At 33.9% G+C, this 16,826-nt stretch carries 19 protein-coding genes; 2 read left to right on the forward strand and 17 right to left on the reverse strand.

Annotated elements, in window-relative coordinates; all coding sequences use genetic code 11:
• Positions 1–1,647: a B12-binding domain-containing radical SAM protein gene (locus B2217_RS07630; RefSeq protein WP_180906700.1), complete on the forward strand. Its 1,647-nt coding sequence runs from the start codon at positions 1–3 to the stop codon at positions 1,645–1,647.
• A gap of 35 nt (positions 1,648–1,682) precedes the next feature.
• Here B2217_RS07630 and B2217_RS07635 read toward each other — a convergent pair whose 3' ends face one another.
• A complete protein-coding gene (locus B2217_RS07635; protein WP_180906699.1) occupies positions 1,683–2,117 on the reverse strand; it encodes an FKBP-type peptidyl-prolyl cis-trans isomerase in 435 nt (144 codons plus the stop codon).
• An 87-nt stretch (positions 2,118–2,204) separates the two neighbouring features.
• Here B2217_RS07635 and B2217_RS07640 point away from each other — a divergent pair, with 87 nt between their 5' ends.
• Positions 2,205–3,101 (forward strand): hypothetical protein, encoded by an 897-nt coding sequence (locus tag B2217_RS07640; protein WP_180906698.1) that lies wholly within the window; start codon positions 2,205–2,207, stop codon positions 3,099–3,101.
• An 11-nt stretch (positions 3,102–3,112) separates the two neighbouring features.
• Here the strand turns inward: B2217_RS07640 and B2217_RS07645 are convergent, their stop codons facing one another.
• The 16 genes from B2217_RS07645 to B2217_RS07720 form a co-directional block, all read right to left on the reverse strand.
• Positions 3,113–3,517 (reverse strand): hypothetical protein, encoded by a 405-nt coding sequence (locus B2217_RS07645; protein ID WP_180906697.1) that lies wholly within the window; start codon positions 3,515–3,517, stop codon positions 3,113–3,115.
• A 57-nt stretch (positions 3,518–3,574) separates the two neighbouring features.
• Entirely contained in the window at positions 3,575–3,793 is a 219-nt protein-coding gene (locus B2217_RS07650; protein ID WP_180906696.1) for a hypothetical protein, read from the reverse strand.
• A 112-nt stretch (positions 3,794–3,905) separates the two neighbouring features.
• A complete protein-coding gene (locus B2217_RS07655; protein ID WP_180906695.1) occupies positions 3,906–4,661 on the reverse strand; it encodes an enoyl-CoA hydratase/isomerase family protein in 756 nt (251 codons plus the stop codon).
• Positions 4,662–4,738: 77 nt separating this feature from the next.
• Positions 4,739–6,790: a phenylacetic acid degradation bifunctional protein PaaZ gene (paaZ, locus tag B2217_RS07660; protein ID WP_180906694.1), complete on the reverse strand. Its 2,052-nt coding sequence runs from the start codon at positions 6,788–6,790 to the stop codon at positions 4,739–4,741.
• 60 nt (positions 6,791–6,850) lie between these two features.
• Positions 6,851–7,444 carry a transferase hexapeptide repeat family protein gene (locus B2217_RS07665; RefSeq protein WP_180906693.1) on the reverse strand — a complete coding sequence of 198 codons (594 nt, stop codon included), beginning with the start codon at positions 7,442–7,444 and terminating at the stop codon, positions 6,851–6,853.
• A 147-nt stretch (positions 7,445–7,591) separates the two neighbouring features.
• Entirely contained in the window at positions 7,592–8,797 is a 1,206-nt protein-coding gene (pcaF, locus tag B2217_RS07670; protein ID WP_280045698.1) for a 3-oxoadipyl-CoA thiolase, read from the reverse strand.
• Positions 8,798–8,868: 71 nt separating this feature from the next.
• Positions 8,869–9,282, reverse strand: a complete 414-nt coding sequence (paaI, locus tag B2217_RS07675) for a hydroxyphenylacetyl-CoA thioesterase PaaI (protein WP_180906691.1) — start codon at positions 9,280–9,282, stop codon at positions 8,869–8,871.
• Positions 9,283–9,296: 14 nt separating this feature from the next.
• Positions 9,297–10,454 carry a 3-hydroxyacyl-CoA dehydrogenase NAD-binding domain-containing protein gene (locus B2217_RS07680; RefSeq protein WP_280045702.1) on the reverse strand — a complete coding sequence of 386 codons (1,158 nt, stop codon included), beginning with the start codon at positions 10,452–10,454 and terminating at the stop codon, positions 9,297–9,299.
• A 3-nt stretch (positions 10,455–10,457) separates the two neighbouring features.
• Entirely contained in the window at positions 10,458–11,243 is a 786-nt protein-coding gene (locus B2217_RS07685) for an enoyl-CoA hydratase-related protein (protein WP_280045705.1), read from the reverse strand.
• Between the two features lie 6 nt (positions 11,244–11,249).
• Positions 11,250–11,738: a 1,2-phenylacetyl-CoA epoxidase subunit PaaD gene (gene paaD, locus B2217_RS07690; protein ID WP_125350273.1), complete on the reverse strand. Its 489-nt coding sequence runs from the start codon at positions 11,736–11,738 to the stop codon at positions 11,250–11,252.
• Positions 11,732–12,508: a 1,2-phenylacetyl-CoA epoxidase subunit PaaC gene (paaC, locus tag B2217_RS07695; RefSeq protein WP_280045708.1), complete on the reverse strand. Its 777-nt coding sequence runs from the start codon at positions 12,506–12,508 to the stop codon at positions 11,732–11,734. Before paaC ends, paaD begins: the two co-directional genes overlap by 7 nt.
• A gap of 3 nt (positions 12,509–12,511) precedes the next feature.
• Entirely contained in the window at positions 12,512–12,799 is a 288-nt protein-coding gene (gene paaB / locus B2217_RS07700) for a 1,2-phenylacetyl-CoA epoxidase subunit PaaB (protein WP_038335709.1), read from the reverse strand.
• A gap of 4 nt (positions 12,800–12,803) precedes the next feature.
• Positions 12,804–13,769 carry a 1,2-phenylacetyl-CoA epoxidase subunit PaaA gene (paaA, locus tag B2217_RS07705; protein WP_038335708.1) on the reverse strand — a complete coding sequence of 322 codons (966 nt, stop codon included), beginning with the start codon at positions 13,767–13,769 and terminating at the stop codon, positions 12,804–12,806.
• A gap of 22 nt (positions 13,770–13,791) precedes the next feature.
• Positions 13,792–14,874, reverse strand: a complete 1,083-nt coding sequence (gene paaE, locus B2217_RS07710) for a 1,2-phenylacetyl-CoA epoxidase subunit PaaE (protein ID WP_180906686.1) — start codon at positions 14,872–14,874, stop codon at positions 13,792–13,794.
• A 1-nt stretch (position 14,875) separates the two neighbouring features.
• A complete protein-coding gene (locus tag B2217_RS07715) occupies positions 14,876–15,448 on the reverse strand; it encodes a TetR/AcrR family transcriptional regulator (protein ID WP_115000316.1) in 573 nt (190 codons plus the stop codon).
• A gap of 4 nt (positions 15,449–15,452) precedes the next feature.
• Positions 15,453–16,790, reverse strand: coding sequence for a phenylacetate--CoA ligase family protein (locus B2217_RS07720; RefSeq protein ID WP_180906685.1), 1,338 nt, complete (start codon positions 16,788–16,790; stop codon positions 15,453–15,455).
• Between the last annotated feature and the right edge of the window lie 36 nt (positions 16,791–16,826).

A 16,826-nucleotide genomic window follows, 5' to 3' on the forward strand; every position in this document is an offset into this window, starting at 1 on the left:
ATGCAACCATCAATTTTATTAACGACTTTAAACGCAAAATATATTCATCTCAATTTGGCGATTCGTATTTTGTACGATTTGAATCATCATCGAGGAAATATTTTTTGGAAAGAATTCACGATTAAATCTGACTTTGATGAAGTTGCAGAAAAATGTGCTAAATACGATATTATCTGTTTTAGTTGCTACATTTGGAATATTACGCAGACGTTAGAAGTTTGTAAACGTATCAAACAAATTTCTCCTGAAACTAAAATTTTGTTGGGAGGACCAGAAGTTAGTTACGAATATGATGATGTGATTGCAAATAATTATATCGACTATATTATTGTAGGTGAAGGAGAAATTCCGTTCGAAGAATTTGTTGCTAACTATCCATCAATAGAAAATGTACCGAATTTAGTTTACAAGAAAGAGAACAAAGTTGTTTTCAATGCGCAAAATATTCAGTTTGATATCAAACGATTAAAAGGTAGAAATCCTTATCAATACGATAATCCAGCGGATTTGGAAAAGAAGGTTTGTTACATCGAAACTTCTCGTGGATGTCCTTATAAATGTGAGTTTTGCTTGGCAAGTTTAGACAATAAAATGCGCTATTTGCCGATGGAAACCATCAAAGAAAATTTGTTGTATTTGATGAAACATGGGAAAACTATCAAATTTTTGGATCGTACATTTAACATAAAACGTGATTTTACAATTGAATTGTTTCAATTTATTTTGGATCATTATCGTGAAGGAAATGTTTTTCAGTTCGAGATTACAGCCGATATTGTTCATCCAGATATTATTAAATTCATCAACGAAAAAGTTCCGAAAAATCTTTTTCGTTTCGAAATTGGGATTCAAACCGTTAATCAACAAAGTAATCGAGAGGTTTCGCGCAAACAAAATTTTGAGAAAACATCAAATGTCATCAATCAATTAAAAGACAGAATTGAAATGCATTTGGATTTGATTGTTGGTTTGCCTTTAGAGTATATTGATGATTTGAAGTTTAGTTTCGAAGAAACTTTCAAGCTTTATCCACCCGAATTACAATTAGGTTTTTTGAAATTTTTGAAAGGAACGCCAGTTCGTCAAAAATACGAGAATTATGGCTATCATTTTGATCAATTACCTCCGTATCAAATTATAAAAAGTGATTTTTTAAGTGAAAAAGATTTAGAAAATATTACGGCTTTAGAAAATGCTTTGGAGATTTATTGGAACAAACCAAGAACACCCGAAACGTTGAAATATATTGCACAAAAGTATTCTATTTTTGATTTTTTAATGGGATTAGGACAATATTTTGAGCAACATCATTTGTTCCACAAACATACATTGAATGATGTTTTTCAGACGATATTTGATTTTGCAAAAACATTTACAAACGATAAAATTGTGTTAGAATTGATCGCGATTGATTATTATAGTTTTCATAAATCAAAGCCAAAAGATTTGTTTGAAATGGAACAAAAAATAGAAGAAGATTTGAGTGAACTTGCCTCGCATCCGAAAAGTAAATTCGTTTCGATTCCGATTTCATTTGATTATCAAATTTGGAAAGACGAAGATCGTATCGAAAAAACAACAGAAAATTGGTTAATCGAATTTGTAGGAACTTCACATAATATTATTCATTGCGAAGTGTTTGAATAACAAAAAAGATGTCTTTGCAGACATCTTTTTGATTTTTATAAAATCCCCATCAATTCTACTTCGAAAATCATAGTAGAATAAGGTCCTAATTCTTTAGAAATTTCACGATCTTTGTAACCTATTTCTGGTTTAACAACGAACCTAAATTTGCTTCCGACAGGCATTAATTGCACTCCTTCTGCCCAACCTTTTATTACATTTTCCAAAGGAAAAGCAGCAGGTTTCTTGCGTAGAACCGAACTATCAAAAACTTCTCCATTGATATTTGTTCCATGATAATGACACAAAACGGTATCTGACAAAGTTGGTTTCACTCCTTCTCCCATTGTGATTACTTCGTACAATAATCCACTTTCGGTTTCGGTTACACCTTCTTTCAATTTATACTCTTCTCGAAAAGCTAAACCTTCAGTTTTGTTCTTTTCAATCAATTCTTGTTTACGTTTTAATAATAATTCAGCTACTCCCATAGCGCAAATTTAAAAGGAAAATTTTTAATTATAGTATATTAATCGTTACTACAAATTAGTTTACTTTTAAAGAAACAATACAACTAAATGAAAAAGACAATTTTCACATTACTTTTTACTATTATTTCAATTGTAATTTTCGGGCAGAATATGGTAAAAGAGATTCCATTTCAATTAACAAAATACAATAATATTTTAGTGCCAGTTATCATCAATCAAAAAGATACGGTGCAATTGATGTTACATACAGGTTCTGATTATATTACGATTATTGAAGATTCATATAAAAAAATGAAATCGATTTCGATTTCTGATACTTTAAACAATGTGACATCTTGGGTGGGATATTCGGATATGAAAATGAGTCAAAACAATGTAATTAAATTTGGTAATGAAGGGTTTAGCAAAATTCCGATTTTTATCGATAAACAATCTGGACATGAGAGTGATGGGAAAATTGGTTTGAAGTTTTTCGAAGGAAAATATTTAGAAATCAATTTTGATGTGAATAAATTATTTGTCTATGATATAGCTCCTAGCAAACTAAAAAAGTATACAAAATTAAATTCGAGATATTCTCAAGAAACGCTGTATATAAAAGCTTTTCCATTCATTGACAAAAAACCGGTTGAAACAGAATTTATGATACACACAGGTTTTTCTGGTGCTTTGATGATTTCAGATGATTTTGCAAAAGAATATAAATTATTAGAAAAATTTGAAATTATTGGAGACTCTAAACTAAGTGATGCTGCTGGAAATGTAATTCTTTCCAAAAAATCAATTTTACCAAATTTCGAATTAGCAAATCAAACATTCAAAAATGTACCTATGTCATTTTTTGATAGCACAATAAAAATTCAACACAAAAATATTATGGGAGGCGATTTGATCAAACGTTTCAATCTAATTCTCAATTCAGAAAAAGATATTTTATATGTAAAGAAAAGTAAATATTATAAAGATGAGTATTTTAAATTGTAAAACTATAAAAATTAATTCTTAATCTCAATGTAGCCCTCGTCAATTAATAAAGAATTGTCATCAATTTGCTTAAAATTCAATAATGAGATTGGTAAAGAATCTACCAAAACAATATTTTTAGCACTGACTTTATATAAATCTGAACCCAATGGTAATTCAGCCCATTCTTTGGTAAGATGATAACCACTTTGTATTATTTTATCTTTTACTTCAATTATCATTAAATCATGAAAGTCCTTGAATTTTCCAGTAAATGATTCTCCTTTAAATTGAGCAACAAAATGATAAACAGTATTTTTTCCTTTCTTTACTTTTAATTTATTATCTTGAAAATCATTATAACATTCAAAATTCATTGAATTCAAACATTTTATTGAAGCAAAATCAATTTCCGAATTATCTTCTTTTGCAATCAATTTATAAACCTTTGTTTTTGGAGTATATTTAATCTTTACAGTTGCATTAAGTTTATTTTAATGCAAATCTTTTGAATTAATGAAAAGAACTTCTTCAATTAAATCTGGATTTTCATCTAAATAATTAAAAACTTCACTTACATAAATACTATCACTCTTAGAAAAGTATTTATCATTTATAATAAACTTCCCGTAATTCGTACTAAGATGTTTTAAGTCATTCTGACTAAATCCATATATACTTAAAAATAAACTAAGAAGTAATAAATATTTCATGAGTTTTCATTTTTAACTAATTTATAGAAAATTTATAAATCATTAGTGATCTTTACTATAAAAAAATCCACTTCAAATGAAGTGGATTTCTTATATAAACTACAGTTGTCTTTTATTTTGCTTTGAATTTGTTAATCGCGTTAATCGTAAATTCCGATAAAACTAATTCACCCGAAATTTTTGCACGATCAATTAATAATTCGTCCCAATTTTCTGTTCCTTCCCACGCAACACGTTTTAAATATTTCATAGCTTCTGGATTTGAATTGGCTAATTTTTTAGCTAAAATATCGATTCCTTCGTCCATTTCAACTGCATTTGCAAAAACTTCTGCATACAAACCTTTTTCTTTCGCCCAATCAGCTGATTGAAATTCAGTTGCATTAATCGCCATTTGTGTAAAAGCAGAATTTCCAACTTTACGTTCTACTGCTGGTCCAACTACAAATGGTCCGATACCTACAGCCAATTCTGATAATTTTACAGATGCAAATTCTGTTGCAAAAGTATAATCTGCTGCCGATGCAATTCCAACACCACCGCCAACTGCTTTTCCCTGAATACGAGCTAAAACAAATTTTGGTGCTTTGCGAATCGCATTAATAACGTGTGCAAATCCAGAGAAAAATTCTAATCCTGTTTCACGATCTTTGATTGAAATTAATTCGTCAAAAGATGCACCAGCACAAAATGTTCTATCTCCAGCACTTCTCAAAACAATAACTTTTACTTCGTCATCGTTTCCTAATTTTTCAATTTCAGTTGCTAAATTTCTTAATTGAGAACCTGGCATTGAATTACTTTGTGGATGAAAGAATTCAATTGTACCAATTCCGTTTTGTATATCTGATTTTACGTAAGCTTTCATAGTAATTTGAATATATGTTAATGTGATAATTTGAAAATTATTAGCTAATTAACAAATTATCACATTATCTAAATAAATTAATCTTGATTTAATTTTTTAACCATTGTTAAGATCGTTGCAATACCAACTGTTTCTCCTGTTTCGTCGTAAATATCAACCAACCAACGAACAATTCCTTTTGCCACATCGTTTTCGTCTTTTTTCTCTTGATCGATTTTTTCTTTACATGTAAAACGAACTCCAATTGTAGAACCTGGATAAACAGGCTTCACAAAACGACATTCATCTAAACCATAGTTTAACAAAACAGGACCTTTTTTAGCTAAAACGAATAAACCAGCTGCTTTAGATAATAAATAGTATCCGTGTGCAACATTACGTTCAAAAATAGTTCCTTCCAAAGAAGTTGCATCAACGTGAGCATAGAAATTATCGCCAGATAAAGCTGCAAATGCATTAATATCTGATTGTTGAATCGTATGTTTCGCTGTGATTAATGTATCACCAACTTTTACTTCTTCAAAATATTTCGCGAATGGATGTTTATCTTCTTCGATATAATCTGCTCCGTATTGGTATTGTTGCGTAACTGCCGTCAATTTATTTGGAGAACCTTGGATTGCTGTACGTTGCATATAGTGTAATACACCACGCTTCCCTCCCATTTCTTCTCCTCCACCTGCACGACCTGGACCTCCGTGAACTAATAATGGAAGTGGTGATCCGTGACCTGTTGATTCTTTGATACATTCAGCATCTAAAATTACGATACGCCCGTGTAAAGAACCTGCATTTAATACAAATTCTGTAGCGATATCATTATCAGCAGTAACAATCGAACAAACTAAAGATCCTTTCCCCATACGAACTAACTCAATTGCTTCAGCAGTTCCGTGGTAAGGAATAATTGTAGAAACTGGTCCAAAAGCTTCGATGTTGTGAACATCAGTTTTATTGAATGGATCGTTGTTTAAAAATAAAATTGGAGAAATGAAAGAACCTTTGTTTTTATCAGCACCTTTCACTTCGAAATTATCTAAGTTTCCAAAAATAATTTCTTGCGAGTTAGCTAATTCTTCTACTTTCTCACGAACTTCTTTAACTTGCGCTGCTCCCGCCAAAGCTCCCATACGAACACCTTCCACATTTGGGTCTCCAATTGTAGTCGTTGCCAAACGTTGTCCTAAAGCAATTTGTACATCCTCAACCAAATGAGCTGGAACCAACGCACGACGAACCGCAGTACACTTTTGCCCTGCTTTTGTTGTCATTTCACGCGTAACCTCTTTAATGAAAATATCAAACTCTGCTGATCCAACTTGTACATCTTCTCCTAAAACACAAGCGTTCAAAGAGTCAGCTTCTAAATTGAATGGTACACCTTCTGAAGTAATTCTTGGATGCGCTTTTAACATTTGTCCTGTCCAAGCAGAACCTGTAAATGTTACAACATCTTCTGACTCAACATTATCTAAAATTCCGTTTGCAGAACCTGTGATTAATTGTAAAGCACCGTCAGGTAAAATTCCAGATTCGATGATTGCACGAACAACAGTTTCCGTTAAGAAAGATGTGATTGTCGCAGGTTTTACGATAGCGGGAACTCCAGCCAATAAGTTAACCGCAACTTTTTCTAACATTCCCCAAACTGGAAAATTGAATGCATTAATATGAATTGCAACACCTCGTTTTGGTGTTAAAATATGTGTACCTAAGAATGTTCCATTTTTTGATAATTTATGCGTTTCACCTTCCACATAAAATGGTTGATCTCCGAATTGACGGCGTAAAGATGCATTGGCAAATAAGTTCCCAATTCCTCCTTCAATATCAACCCAAGAATCTGCACGTGTTGCTCCTGTTGCCCAAGATACTGTGTAAAATTCTTCTTTACGATCCATTAAGTATAAGGCTAATTTTTTCAACATTAAACCTCTTTCTTGGAACGTCATTTTACGTAAAACTGGTCCACCAACTGTACGTGCATAATCCATCATCGCACCGAAATCTAATCCAGCTGATGATGCAGTTCCTATTTCTTCGCCATTGATGGCGTTATATAACATTTGCCCTTCAGACGAACCTTTTGTCCATTGTCCTAAAGCATAATTTTCCAATTGTTTAGCCATTTTTATGTTGTTTGTGTATTTTATTATACGTTCAACGAAATTCGAATTTCGAAATCCGTTTTACTTTGTTTCGTTCCAAGTCTTGTAATTACTTGCCATTGACTCGTAATAATAATCTGGAACTTCTGTTAATGGTTCACAAGCTTTCAAACTCTCATGACAATCACTTGGTAATTGCATATATTGTTGAGTACCTTGATCTTTCCATTCTATCATTTGATCCGAAACTTGTTTTACGATTTTGGCAGGATTTCCAACCACAACACTTCTTGTCGGAATATGCGTATCAGCTTTTATAAATGTTAAAGCACCAACGATACATTCGTCCTCCACTACAACATTATCCATTACAACGGCATTCATCCCTACCATACAATTACGACCAATTGTTGCGCCGTGAATAATTGCTCCGTGACCAATATGTGCTTTTTCTTTTAATCGAACAGTAGTTCCCGGAAACATATGAATCGTACAATTTTCTTGTACATTACAATTATCTTCGATAATAATTTGTCCCCAATCACCACGTAATGCACAACCTGGACCGATATATACATCTTTCCCGATAATCACATTTCCTGTTACCACTGCCTGTGGATGAATAAAAGCTGTTGGATGAACAACGGGTTTATATCCTTTGAATTCGTAAATCATAATTTATAGATTTGAGATAGTAGTATTGAGTAATGAGATTTTGTTTAATTGTCATCCTGAATTCATTTCAGAATCTCATTAAATTGATATGATGATGAAACAAGTTCAACATTTCTAAGATCTAATTTCTCAATACTAAAATCTATTTTATGCTCTTTCAATAATTACGGCATAACCTTGCCCTAAACCGATACACATTGTAACTAATGCATAACGTTTTCCTGTTGCTTGTAATTCGTAAGCTGCAGAATTTAAGATACGAGCTCCAGACATTCCAAGTGGATGTCCTAAAGCAATTGCTCCACCATTTGGATTAATACGAGAATCGTTATCCGCTAAACCTAAGGCACGCGTACATGCTAAAGACTGTGCTGCGAAAGCTTCGTTTAATTCGATAATATCAATATCATTCATTGTTAAACCAGCTTTTTCTAACGCAATTTTCGTTGCATTAACTGGACCAATCCCCATGATACGAGGCTCAACACCTGCAACACCAGAAGAAACAATACGAGCCATTGGTGTTAAACCAAAATCTTTAATCGCTTGTTCTGAAGCTAAAATATTAGCAGCTGCACCATCATTAAGACCAGATGCATTACCAGCAGTTACTGTACCATCTGCTTTGAAAGCTGGACGTAACTTTGATAAAATCTCCATAGTTGTATTATTCTTTGGGAATTCATCAGTATCAAAAATGATTGCATCACCTTTACGTTGTGGAATAATAACAGGAACAATCTCTTTCGCTAAACGTCCATTAGCTTGTGCAGCAGCCGTTTTTTGTTGCGACCAAACGGCAAATAAATCTTGATCTTCACGCGAAATATTATCACGCTCCGCCAAATTTTCTGCTGTATTTCCCATTCCATCAACACCCCACATTTCTTTCATTTTAGGGTTGATAAAACGCCAACCAAAAGTTGAATCATAAATTTGCGCATCACCACCAAATGGAGAAGCTGATTTAGAAACTACTAAAGGGGCACGTGTCATCGATTCTGCTCCACCAGAAATCATTAATTGTGCATCACCAACTTGAATTGCTCTTGATGCAGCAATTGCAGCCGATAATCCAGAAGCACATAAACGGTTTACCGTTTCACCCGGAACTGTATAAGGTAATCCTGATAACAAAGCCGACATACGTGCAATATTACGGTTATCCTCTCCTGCTTGATTTGCATTTCCTAAAATTACATCGTAAAATGCAGCAGGATCGATTGATGGATTTCTTTTTAATAATTCGGCGATTACCATTGCGCCCATATCGTCTGGACGAACAGCTGATAATCCACCTTTTAATTTACCAATTGGAGTTCTAACTCCATCTATAATATATGTTTGGTTCATTTTTATACGTTTTACGTGATACGTTTTACGCTTAACGTTCAAAGAACTTATAACGTAGAACTTATAACATTTTACTCTTCAATCAAAGGTTTACCTGTTCTGAAACAAGTTCCTTTAAATAAAGCAATTAACTCATTGTTTTGATTCGTAACTTTGATATCGTAAATACCTGTTCTTTTTGTCGAAGAAACTTCTTGCGATTCGATTGTAAATACATCACCTTCGTGTCCAGCTTTCGTAAATGAAATATGAACATCTAAAGCAACTGAAATATTATTGTACATATTGCACGAAAAAGCAAACGCAGAATCTGCCATCGCAAAAGTAACGCCTCCGTGAACAGAACCTACTCCGTTCATCATTTCTGGACGAATTGCTGCTTGTAATTTTGCATATCCTTCTCTAACTTCAATTACTTCTAAACCTAACCATTCACTAAATTTATCGTGATCAAGCATTGCATTTAATAACTTTTGTGGTTCCATGTTTTGATATTTTTTTAGTAGAATGTTTTGTTTTCTTTGACGTAATTTCTGATAATTGGACTTAAACGATAACGGTCTTCGTGGTAATAATTGTACAATTCATCTAAATCGTCTTGTACTTTTTCCAAACCATATTCATCCGCCCATTTCAATAATCCTTTTGGATAATTTACACCTTTTGTCATCGCTGTATCTAAATCTTCACGGTTTGCAATGTTTAAAAATAAAGCATCAGCTGCTTCGTTGATTAACATCACTAAAACGCGTTTGTAGATTTTTTCTAATAAAGCTTGATCTTGAGATGGTGCTTTTTTCTCCACTCCTTCTGCATAATTGTAGAATCCACGACCAGATTTACGTCCGTAATATCCCGCTTCGAATAAACGTTTTTGAGAAAAAGATGGTTTGAAACGAGGATCATAAAAGAATGATTCGAAAACAGATTCGGTTACACGATAATTCACATCATGACCGATAAAATCCATTAATTCGAAAGGTCCCATACGGAAACCTCCAACAGAAGTCATTGCAAAATCGATTGTTTCTGCATCGGCTACGCCTTCTTCTAATAAACGAATCGATTCGCTGTAGAATGGACGAGCCACACGATTTACAATAAATCCTGGTGTATCTTTTGTGATGACTGGTAATTTACCAACAGATTGAATCAAGGCTTTTACTTCGTCTGCTACTCCTTCACGTGTTTGTACGGCTGGAATAATTTCTACCAAAGCCATTAATGGCGCAGGGTTGAAAAAGTGAATTCCAATTACACGTTCTGGTTTTGAACAAGCAGATGCGATTGATGCGATTGATAATGAAGAAGTATTTGACGCTAAAATACATTCGTCAGAAACGATTTCTTCCACTTGTTTGAAAACCGATTTTTTGATATCTAAGTTTTCAATAATTGCTTCAATCATTAAATCGATCGATGCAAAAGCTGTTAAACTATCTGCATATTCGATATTATTTTGAATTTCTTGTGCTTTTTCAGCAGTATATTTTTCTTTCGCCACTAACTTCTCGAAAGTCTTCGCTAAGTTTTGTTTTGAACGATCTAAAGCTTCTTTATTTGTGTCATATAAAACAACTGGATGACCAGATTGAGCAAAAACTTGCGCAATTCCAGAACCCATTGCTCCACCACCAATAATTCCTATTTTTTTCATTTCTTACTCTCCTTTAAAAACAGGATTTCTTTTCTCGATAAATGCGTCTACACCTTCTTGATAATCCGATGTATTCCCTGATTTAGCTTGAAATAATCCTTCTTGTATTAATTGTTCTTCGATCGAATTATTAAATGTTTGATTCAATAATTTCTTTGTATAAGCCAAACCTTTTGTTGGAAGATTCACTAATTTATCAGCAATATTTGCAACTTCAGCATCGAAAATATCATCAGCAAAAAACTCATAAATCATTCCGATTTCTTTTGCTTGAGCTGCAGAAACTTTATCAGCAAGCATCATTAAAGCTGTTGCTTTTTGAAGTCCAATTAAACGTGGTAAGAAATAAGTTCCCCCACAATCTGGGATTAAACCGATTTTAGAAAAAGCTTGAATAAAATTTGTCGATTCTTTCGCGACAACAATGTCACAAGCCAAAGCTAAATTTGCTCCTGCACCGGCAGCAACACCATTTACAGCAGCAACAACTGGTTTATCCATGTTTCTAATTTTAAGAACCAATGGATTGTAATTTTCTTGAACGATTTTATTGAAGTCGATTTCTTTTTCTTCTAAAACTTCGCCTAAATCTTGACCAGCGCAAAATGCTTTCCCCGTTCCAGTTAAAACCACTGCACGAACAGAAACATCTTGAGCTGCAACATCCAAATGATGTTGAAGAGATTTAATCATTTCCTGATTAAAACTGTTAAAAACAGAAGGACGATTCAACGTAATCGTAGCAATTCCTCCCTCTTGTGTGTATAGGATTGATGTTGAATTTTCCATAATTTTTTAGTGATGACATTTGAAATAATCAAATGGTTCGTGGCAACTATTGCATTGATACATAGCTTTGCAGGCCGTAGAACCAAATTGACTGATAAGTCTGGTATCTGTAGAGCCACATTGTGGACATTCTACATTTTGTTCATCCGAAAAAAGCGCATCAGACGAAGGATTTTTGGTTGGCGGTGCAATTCCATAAGCCTTCATTTTTTGCTTTCCTTCTTCTGTCATCCAATCAGTTGACCACGAAGGGCTCAACTGATTAATGACATTGATATTTTTGAATCCTTTTTCGATTAATTTTAAACGAACAGAAATTGAAATTGCACTCATAGCAGGACATCCTGAATAGGTTGGCGTAATTGTAACGTTGACACTTTCTTGGTCAATTAATTCAATTTTACGCACAACACCAAGATCGATTACACTAATCACAGGAATTTCTGGATCAGCAACTTCCTCCATGTATTGCCAAATTTCTTTTTCGGTTACCATTGCGAATTTGGATAAGTTCTTTGTAAATATTGTAAATCTGTTAAGATAAATCCTAAATGCTCTGTGTGAACACCTTCTTTACCTCCTTTTTGTACAAATGCATTTTCTACATCAGCTTCGATTGTCGCTTCTTCTAAAATTGCTTTTACATTTGCTAACCAAGTTGCCTGAAATTCTTCTGGACTTGAAATTAATCCTTCTTCAACTAAAGCTTTTTGGTAAGGCGCTAATAAAAATGCTTCTTTTACGTAAGGTAAAATATTGTTTACAGCTTCCTGAATTTTATCGTGAGATTCTTGTGTTCCGTCTCCTAAACGAATCATCCATTCTGATGACCATTTTAAGTGATATTTTACCTCTTTCAATGATTTTTCAGCGATGGCTTGTAATTTAAGATCTTTCACTTTCAAGAATTGCTCTAACAATAACGCGTGGTAAGAATCGTAAAAGAACTGACGTGCAACTGTGTCTCCGAAATGTCCGTTTGGTAATTCAACTAACAATAAGTTTTTATATTCACGCTCTTCACGTAACATTGCTAACGTATCTTCAGTTGCTCCATTCCCGATCATTTCAGCCGCATAGTCATAATAATTAGATGTTTGACCTAATAAATCCAACGCCATATTAGACATTGCAATGTCTTGTTCTAAAATTGGACCATGACCACACCATTCGCATAAACGTTGTGCCAAAATTAGATTTGTATCCGCTAAATGCAAGATAAAATCGATGTAATTTTGATTGTTTTGATAAACTGTACTTGTCATAAATTACATGTTTTTAATTTCTTCTGGTACATCATAAAAAGTTGGATGACGGTAAACTTTGTCTTCTGCAGGATCAAAAAATTGTTCCGCTTCATCAGGATTAGAAGCATGGATATTAGCAGATTCTACCACCCAAATACTCACACCTTCTAAACGACGTGTATATACATCACGTGCATTTTCTAGTGCCATTGTAGCATCAGCAGCATGTAAGCTCCCAACGTGTTTGTGGTCTAACCCTTGTTTACTTCTAATGAATACTTCCCATAAAGGCCAATCTCTATTTTCCATCTTTTTATGCGTTTTTGCGTTGTTCTTTTTCTAATTCTCTTTGTTTTCTTTTTTCGTGGTAAGCTGTAGCAGCATCACGAACCCAAGCTCCTTCGTTGTGTGCGTTACGGCGAGCATCCAAACGTTGTTTGTTACATTTACCGTTTCCTTTCACAACATTCCAGAATTCTTCCCAATCAATTTCTCCGAATTCGTAGTGACCTGTTTCTTCGTTGAATTTTAGATCTGGATCTGGAATAGTTAATCCTAAATATTCGGCTTGAGGAATAGAAATATCTACGAAACGTTGACGTAATTCGTCATTCGAGAAACGTTTGATTCTCCATTTCATTGATAATTCTGAGTTTGATGATTCTTCATCTTTTGGTCCAAACATCATTAATGTAGGCCACCACCAACGATTCATTGCATCTTGCAACATCGCTTTTTGTTCTGGTGTTCCTTTTGATAATACCACTAATGCTTCGTAACCTTGTCTTTGGTGGAAAGATTCTTCTTTACAAACACGTACCATTGCGCGAGCATAAGGTCCATAAGAAGTTCTACATAATGGAACTTGATTCAAAATCGCAGCTCCATCTACCAACCAACCAATCATTCCAATATCTGCCCAAGTAAGGGTTGGATAATTGAAGATTGATGAATATTTTGCTTTACCTGAATGTAAATCATTTAAAGTTTGGATACGAGAAACACCTAACGTTTCTGCTGCACAGTATAAGTATAATCCGTGACCAGCTTCGTCTTGAACTTTCGCTAATAAAATTTTCTTTCTATTTAACGAAGGTGCTCTTGTAATCCAGTTTGCTTCTGGTAACATCCCAACAATTTCTGAGTGAGCATGTTGAGAGATTTGTCTAATTAATGTTTTGCGGTATGCGTCTGGCATCCAGTCTTTTGGTTCGATACGAACTTCATTTTCAATCTTATTATCGAAAATTTCTTGAAAATCAATTTCTTTTGCACTCATTTCTAAACGTTTTTAAAGTTGATTATTTGGCATCAAAATCTACCACTACTTCTGCAGAACGAGGATGCGCTTGACACGCTAATACAAATCCTCTTTCTAATTCATCTGGCTCAAGTGAGTAGTTGATGTCCATTTCTACCTCACCCTTCTCTACTTTACACTTACAAGTTGCGCAAACACCACCTTTACAAGCATAAGGTAAATCAGCTCCGTTTTGTAAAGCCGCATCTAAGATTGTGTCGCCATTGTAACCCAAATCAATCTGTAAAGCTGTTGCATCTAATTTGATGGTAACTTTACTCATTGTGTCATCTGATTGTTTTACAGCTTTTTGACGCTCTACCTTTTTCGCTTCTGCAGATGCACTATAGAATAACTCGAAATGCAAATGTTTTGCATCAACTCCTGCTTCTACAAAAGCGTCACGACCGCTTAAAATCATTTCTTCTGGTCCACAAAGGAAAACTTCGCTTACTTCTTTTGGATCGATGATATTTTGCAAGAAATATTCAATTTTTGCTTTATCAATACGACCACTCAAAATCTCAGCATCAGCCGTTTCGCGACTCAAGATATTGTAAACGCTAATGCGTTCCATGTATCTATTTTTTAATGCTTCAATTTCTTCTTTAAAAATAATCGAACCTTTGTTTCTGTTTCCATATAACAGCACAAATTGACTGTTAGGTTCTGTTTGTAGAACTGTTTTGATAATCGAAAGTACTGGTGTAATTCCTGATCCCGCCACAATTCCTACATATAATTTTTTGTTGTCTTCGTGTACTTCTGTAAAGAAATTTCCTTGTGGAGTCATTACATCAAGAACATCGCCAACTTTGATTGTATCGTTAACAAATGTCGAGAAAATTCCATCCTCAATTTTCTTTACAGCAACTCTTAATTCATTATCCAAAGGACTTGAACAAATTGAGTAAGAACGTCTAATTTCTTCGTTATTGTGAAGATTTTTGAACGTTAAATATTGACCATGTTTGAATTTGAATTCTTGGTTTAATTCTTCTGGCACTTCAAATGTAACGGATACACAATCTGGTGTTTCCTTTTTTACATTTTTAACGCGTAATTGGTGAAAATTTATAGCCATATTATTTTTGAAATCCGTTAATTAATAGTGTCATTAAGTCATTTTCTAATTGCTCTGGTGAGATATCTCGTCCAGGTTTGTACCACAATTCTATCCAACGTAATGATGATAATAAAGTAAATAAAGCAACCGAAACATTCAAGTCTTTAAATTCGCCTGCTGCAATTCCTGCTTTAATAAGATTAGCGATTCTTTTTTCGTATCCTTTTCGAATTGTTTTGTACAATTCTTTTTTCGTATCCGAAAGATTTTTCCAATCATTATTTGCAACAGAAACTTCGTTTGGCTCATCAATAATCATTCTGACGTGTAATTGAATTAAATCTCTCAATTTCTGAACATTTGATTCGTCAGTATCTTCAATCGAACTAATGTGAGAAACATATTGATTGGCAACTTTAAAACAAATCTCTTCTAAAATTTCGTCTTTCGAACGAATGTGATTGTATAAACTTGCCGCTTCCATTCCAACTTTTTCAGCCAGTTCGCGCATTGATGTAGCCGAATATCCTTTTTGTTTAAAGATTAATGCAGCTTCTTGAATAATCAGTTCTTTTTTACTTTGTTTAGGCATATATTTATAAATGTCTGTTATCGATGATTCGGTTTAATTTTCCTCCTTCACTTTTCGGAAGTCCATCAACTTGATACAATTTAACATTCATTCCTAATCCAATATTGTCTCTAATCTTTTTGTGAATGTTAGAGATTAATTTGCAACATGCATGATTAGATTCGTCGTTCAAATTATCACAAGTGAAACCTTGGCTTGCAAAATAGTCAGGATTAATTTCAAATCCAACTTCTACAGCATCCATATTTTTAGGTTTTGTTAAAACTACTTGATAATTTGGTGATAATTCTGGGAATTCTGGAATAAAATCAGCGATTTGCGTGTGAAAGAAATTTACACCTCTAATAATCATCATATCATCTGCACGACCAATAATCGGTCCCATTTTGATATGTGTTCTTTTCTTAGAATGTTCGTACGTAAGGGTTGTAATATCTCCAGTCCAATAACGCACCAATGGTAAAGCTTCTTTTGTTAACGTTGTAATCACTAAAACTCCAGGTTGTCCGTAAGGTACAGGCTCACCTGTTTTCTCGTCTACAATTTCTGGAAAGAAATGATCTTCCCAAATGTAAGATCCTGTTCCTTGCTCTTCGTAATCTTCGTTAGACACACCAGGTCCGATAATTTCGCTCAATCCATAGATATTAGACGCTTTGATGTTTAAACTTCCTTCTACTTCTTGACGTAATGCTTCTGACCAAGGTTCTGATCCTAAAATCGCAAACTTAAGGTTTAAGCTTTCTAACGATTCTCCTCTTTTTTTGATTTCCTCTGCTACTGTTAATGCATACGATGGTGTTGCACAAATAGCATCAGCTTGAAAATCTTTCAACAACATGATTTGTTTTTCAGTATTTCCACCAGAAATAGGAACAACTGTCATTCCTAATTTTTCTGCTCCATAATGTAATCCCAAACCTCCTGTAAACAAACCATAACCATAGGCATTTTGTAATGTCATTCCTGGTTCGCATCCAGAAGCTGCTAAAGAACGTGCTACTACTTCTGAAAATAATTCGATGTCGTTTTTGGTATAACCTACAACAGTTGGTTTTCCTGTTGTGCCGCTTGAACAATGTAAACGGATTACGTTGCTCTTTGGTTCTGCAAATAATCCGAACGGATAGTTCTCTCTTAAATGTGTTTTTTTGGTGAAAGGTAATTTGTGTAGATCTTCAACACCTTTGATGTCTTCTGGCTTTATTCCAGCTGCATCAAATGCTTCTTTGTAAAAAGGTACTCTGTTATACACTTTTTGTAACATGTTTTGAAGTCTTTCGTTTTGAAGAACGCGCAATTTTTCAATTGGCATTTGTTCTATCTCGGGATTAAATATCATAATTTTTGCAGATTTTGATTTTTGATAATAACAAAT

This window comes from Empedobacter sp. UBA7620 (genome assembly GCF_002484185.1).
Taxonomy (GTDB): Bacteria; Bacteroidota; Bacteroidia; order Flavobacteriales; family Weeksellaceae; genus Empedobacter; species Empedobacter falsenii_C.

Excerpts from the sequence above, each read along its gene's own strand:
- B2217_RS07630 (WP_180906700.1), top strand. The coding sequence starts at position 1 with ATGCAACCATCAATTTTATTAACGACTTTAAACGCAAAATATATTCAT.
- B2217_RS07635 (WP_180906699.1), bottom strand. The coding sequence starts at position 2,117 with ATGGGAGTAGCTGAATTATTATTAAAACGTAAACAAGAATTGATTGAA.
- B2217_RS07640 (WP_180906698.1), top strand. The coding sequence starts at position 2,205 with ATGAAAAAGACAATTTTCACATTACTTTTTACTATTATTTCAATTGTA.
- B2217_RS07650 (WP_180906696.1), bottom strand. The coding sequence starts at position 3,793 with ATGAAATATTTATTACTTCTTAGTTTATTTTTAAGTATATATGGATTT.
- B2217_RS07655 (WP_180906695.1), bottom strand. The coding sequence starts at position 4,661 with ATGAAAGCTTACGTAAAATCAGATATACAAAACGGAATTGGTACAATT.
- paaZ (WP_180906694.1), bottom strand. The coding sequence starts at position 6,790 with ATGGCTAAACAATTGGAAAATTATGCTTTAGGACAATGGACAAAAGGT.
- B2217_RS07665 (WP_180906693.1), bottom strand. The coding sequence starts at position 7,444 with ATGATTTACGAATTCAAAGGATATAAACCCGTTGTTCATCCAACAGCT.
- pcaF (WP_280045698.1), bottom strand. The coding sequence starts at position 8,797 with ATGAACCAAACATATATTATAGATGGAGTTAGAACTCCAATTGGTAAA.
- paaI (WP_180906691.1), bottom strand. The coding sequence starts at position 9,282 with ATGGAACCACAAAAGTTATTAAATGCAATGCTTGATCACGATAAATTT.
- B2217_RS07680 (WP_280045702.1), bottom strand. The coding sequence starts at position 10,454 with ATGAAAAAAATAGGAATTATTGGTGGTGGAGCAATGGGTTCTGGAATT.
- B2217_RS07685 (WP_280045705.1), bottom strand. The coding sequence starts at position 11,243 with ATGGAAAATTCAACATCAATCCTATACACACAAGAGGGAGGAATTGCT.
- paaD (WP_125350273.1), bottom strand. The coding sequence starts at position 11,738 with ATGGTAACCGAAAAAGAAATTTGGCAATACATGGAGGAAGTTGCTGAT.
- paaC (WP_280045708.1), bottom strand. The coding sequence starts at position 12,508 with ATGACAAGTACAGTTTATCAAAACAATCAAAATTACATCGATTTTATC.
- paaB (WP_038335709.1), bottom strand. The coding sequence starts at position 12,799 with ATGGAAAATAGAGATTGGCCTTTATGGGAAGTATTCATTAGAAGTAAA.
- paaA (WP_038335708.1), bottom strand. The coding sequence starts at position 13,769 with ATGAGTGCAAAAGAAATTGATTTTCAAGAAATTTTCGATAATAAGATT.
- paaE (WP_180906686.1), bottom strand. The coding sequence starts at position 14,874 with ATGGCTATAAATTTTCACCAATTACGCGTTAAAAATGTAAAAAAGGAA.
- B2217_RS07715 (WP_115000316.1), bottom strand. The coding sequence starts at position 15,448 with ATGCCTAAACAAAGTAAAAAAGAACTGATTATTCAAGAAGCTGCATTA.
- B2217_RS07720 (WP_180906685.1), bottom strand. The coding sequence starts at position 16,790 with ATGATATTTAATCCCGAGATAGAACAAATGCCAATTGAAAAATTGCGC.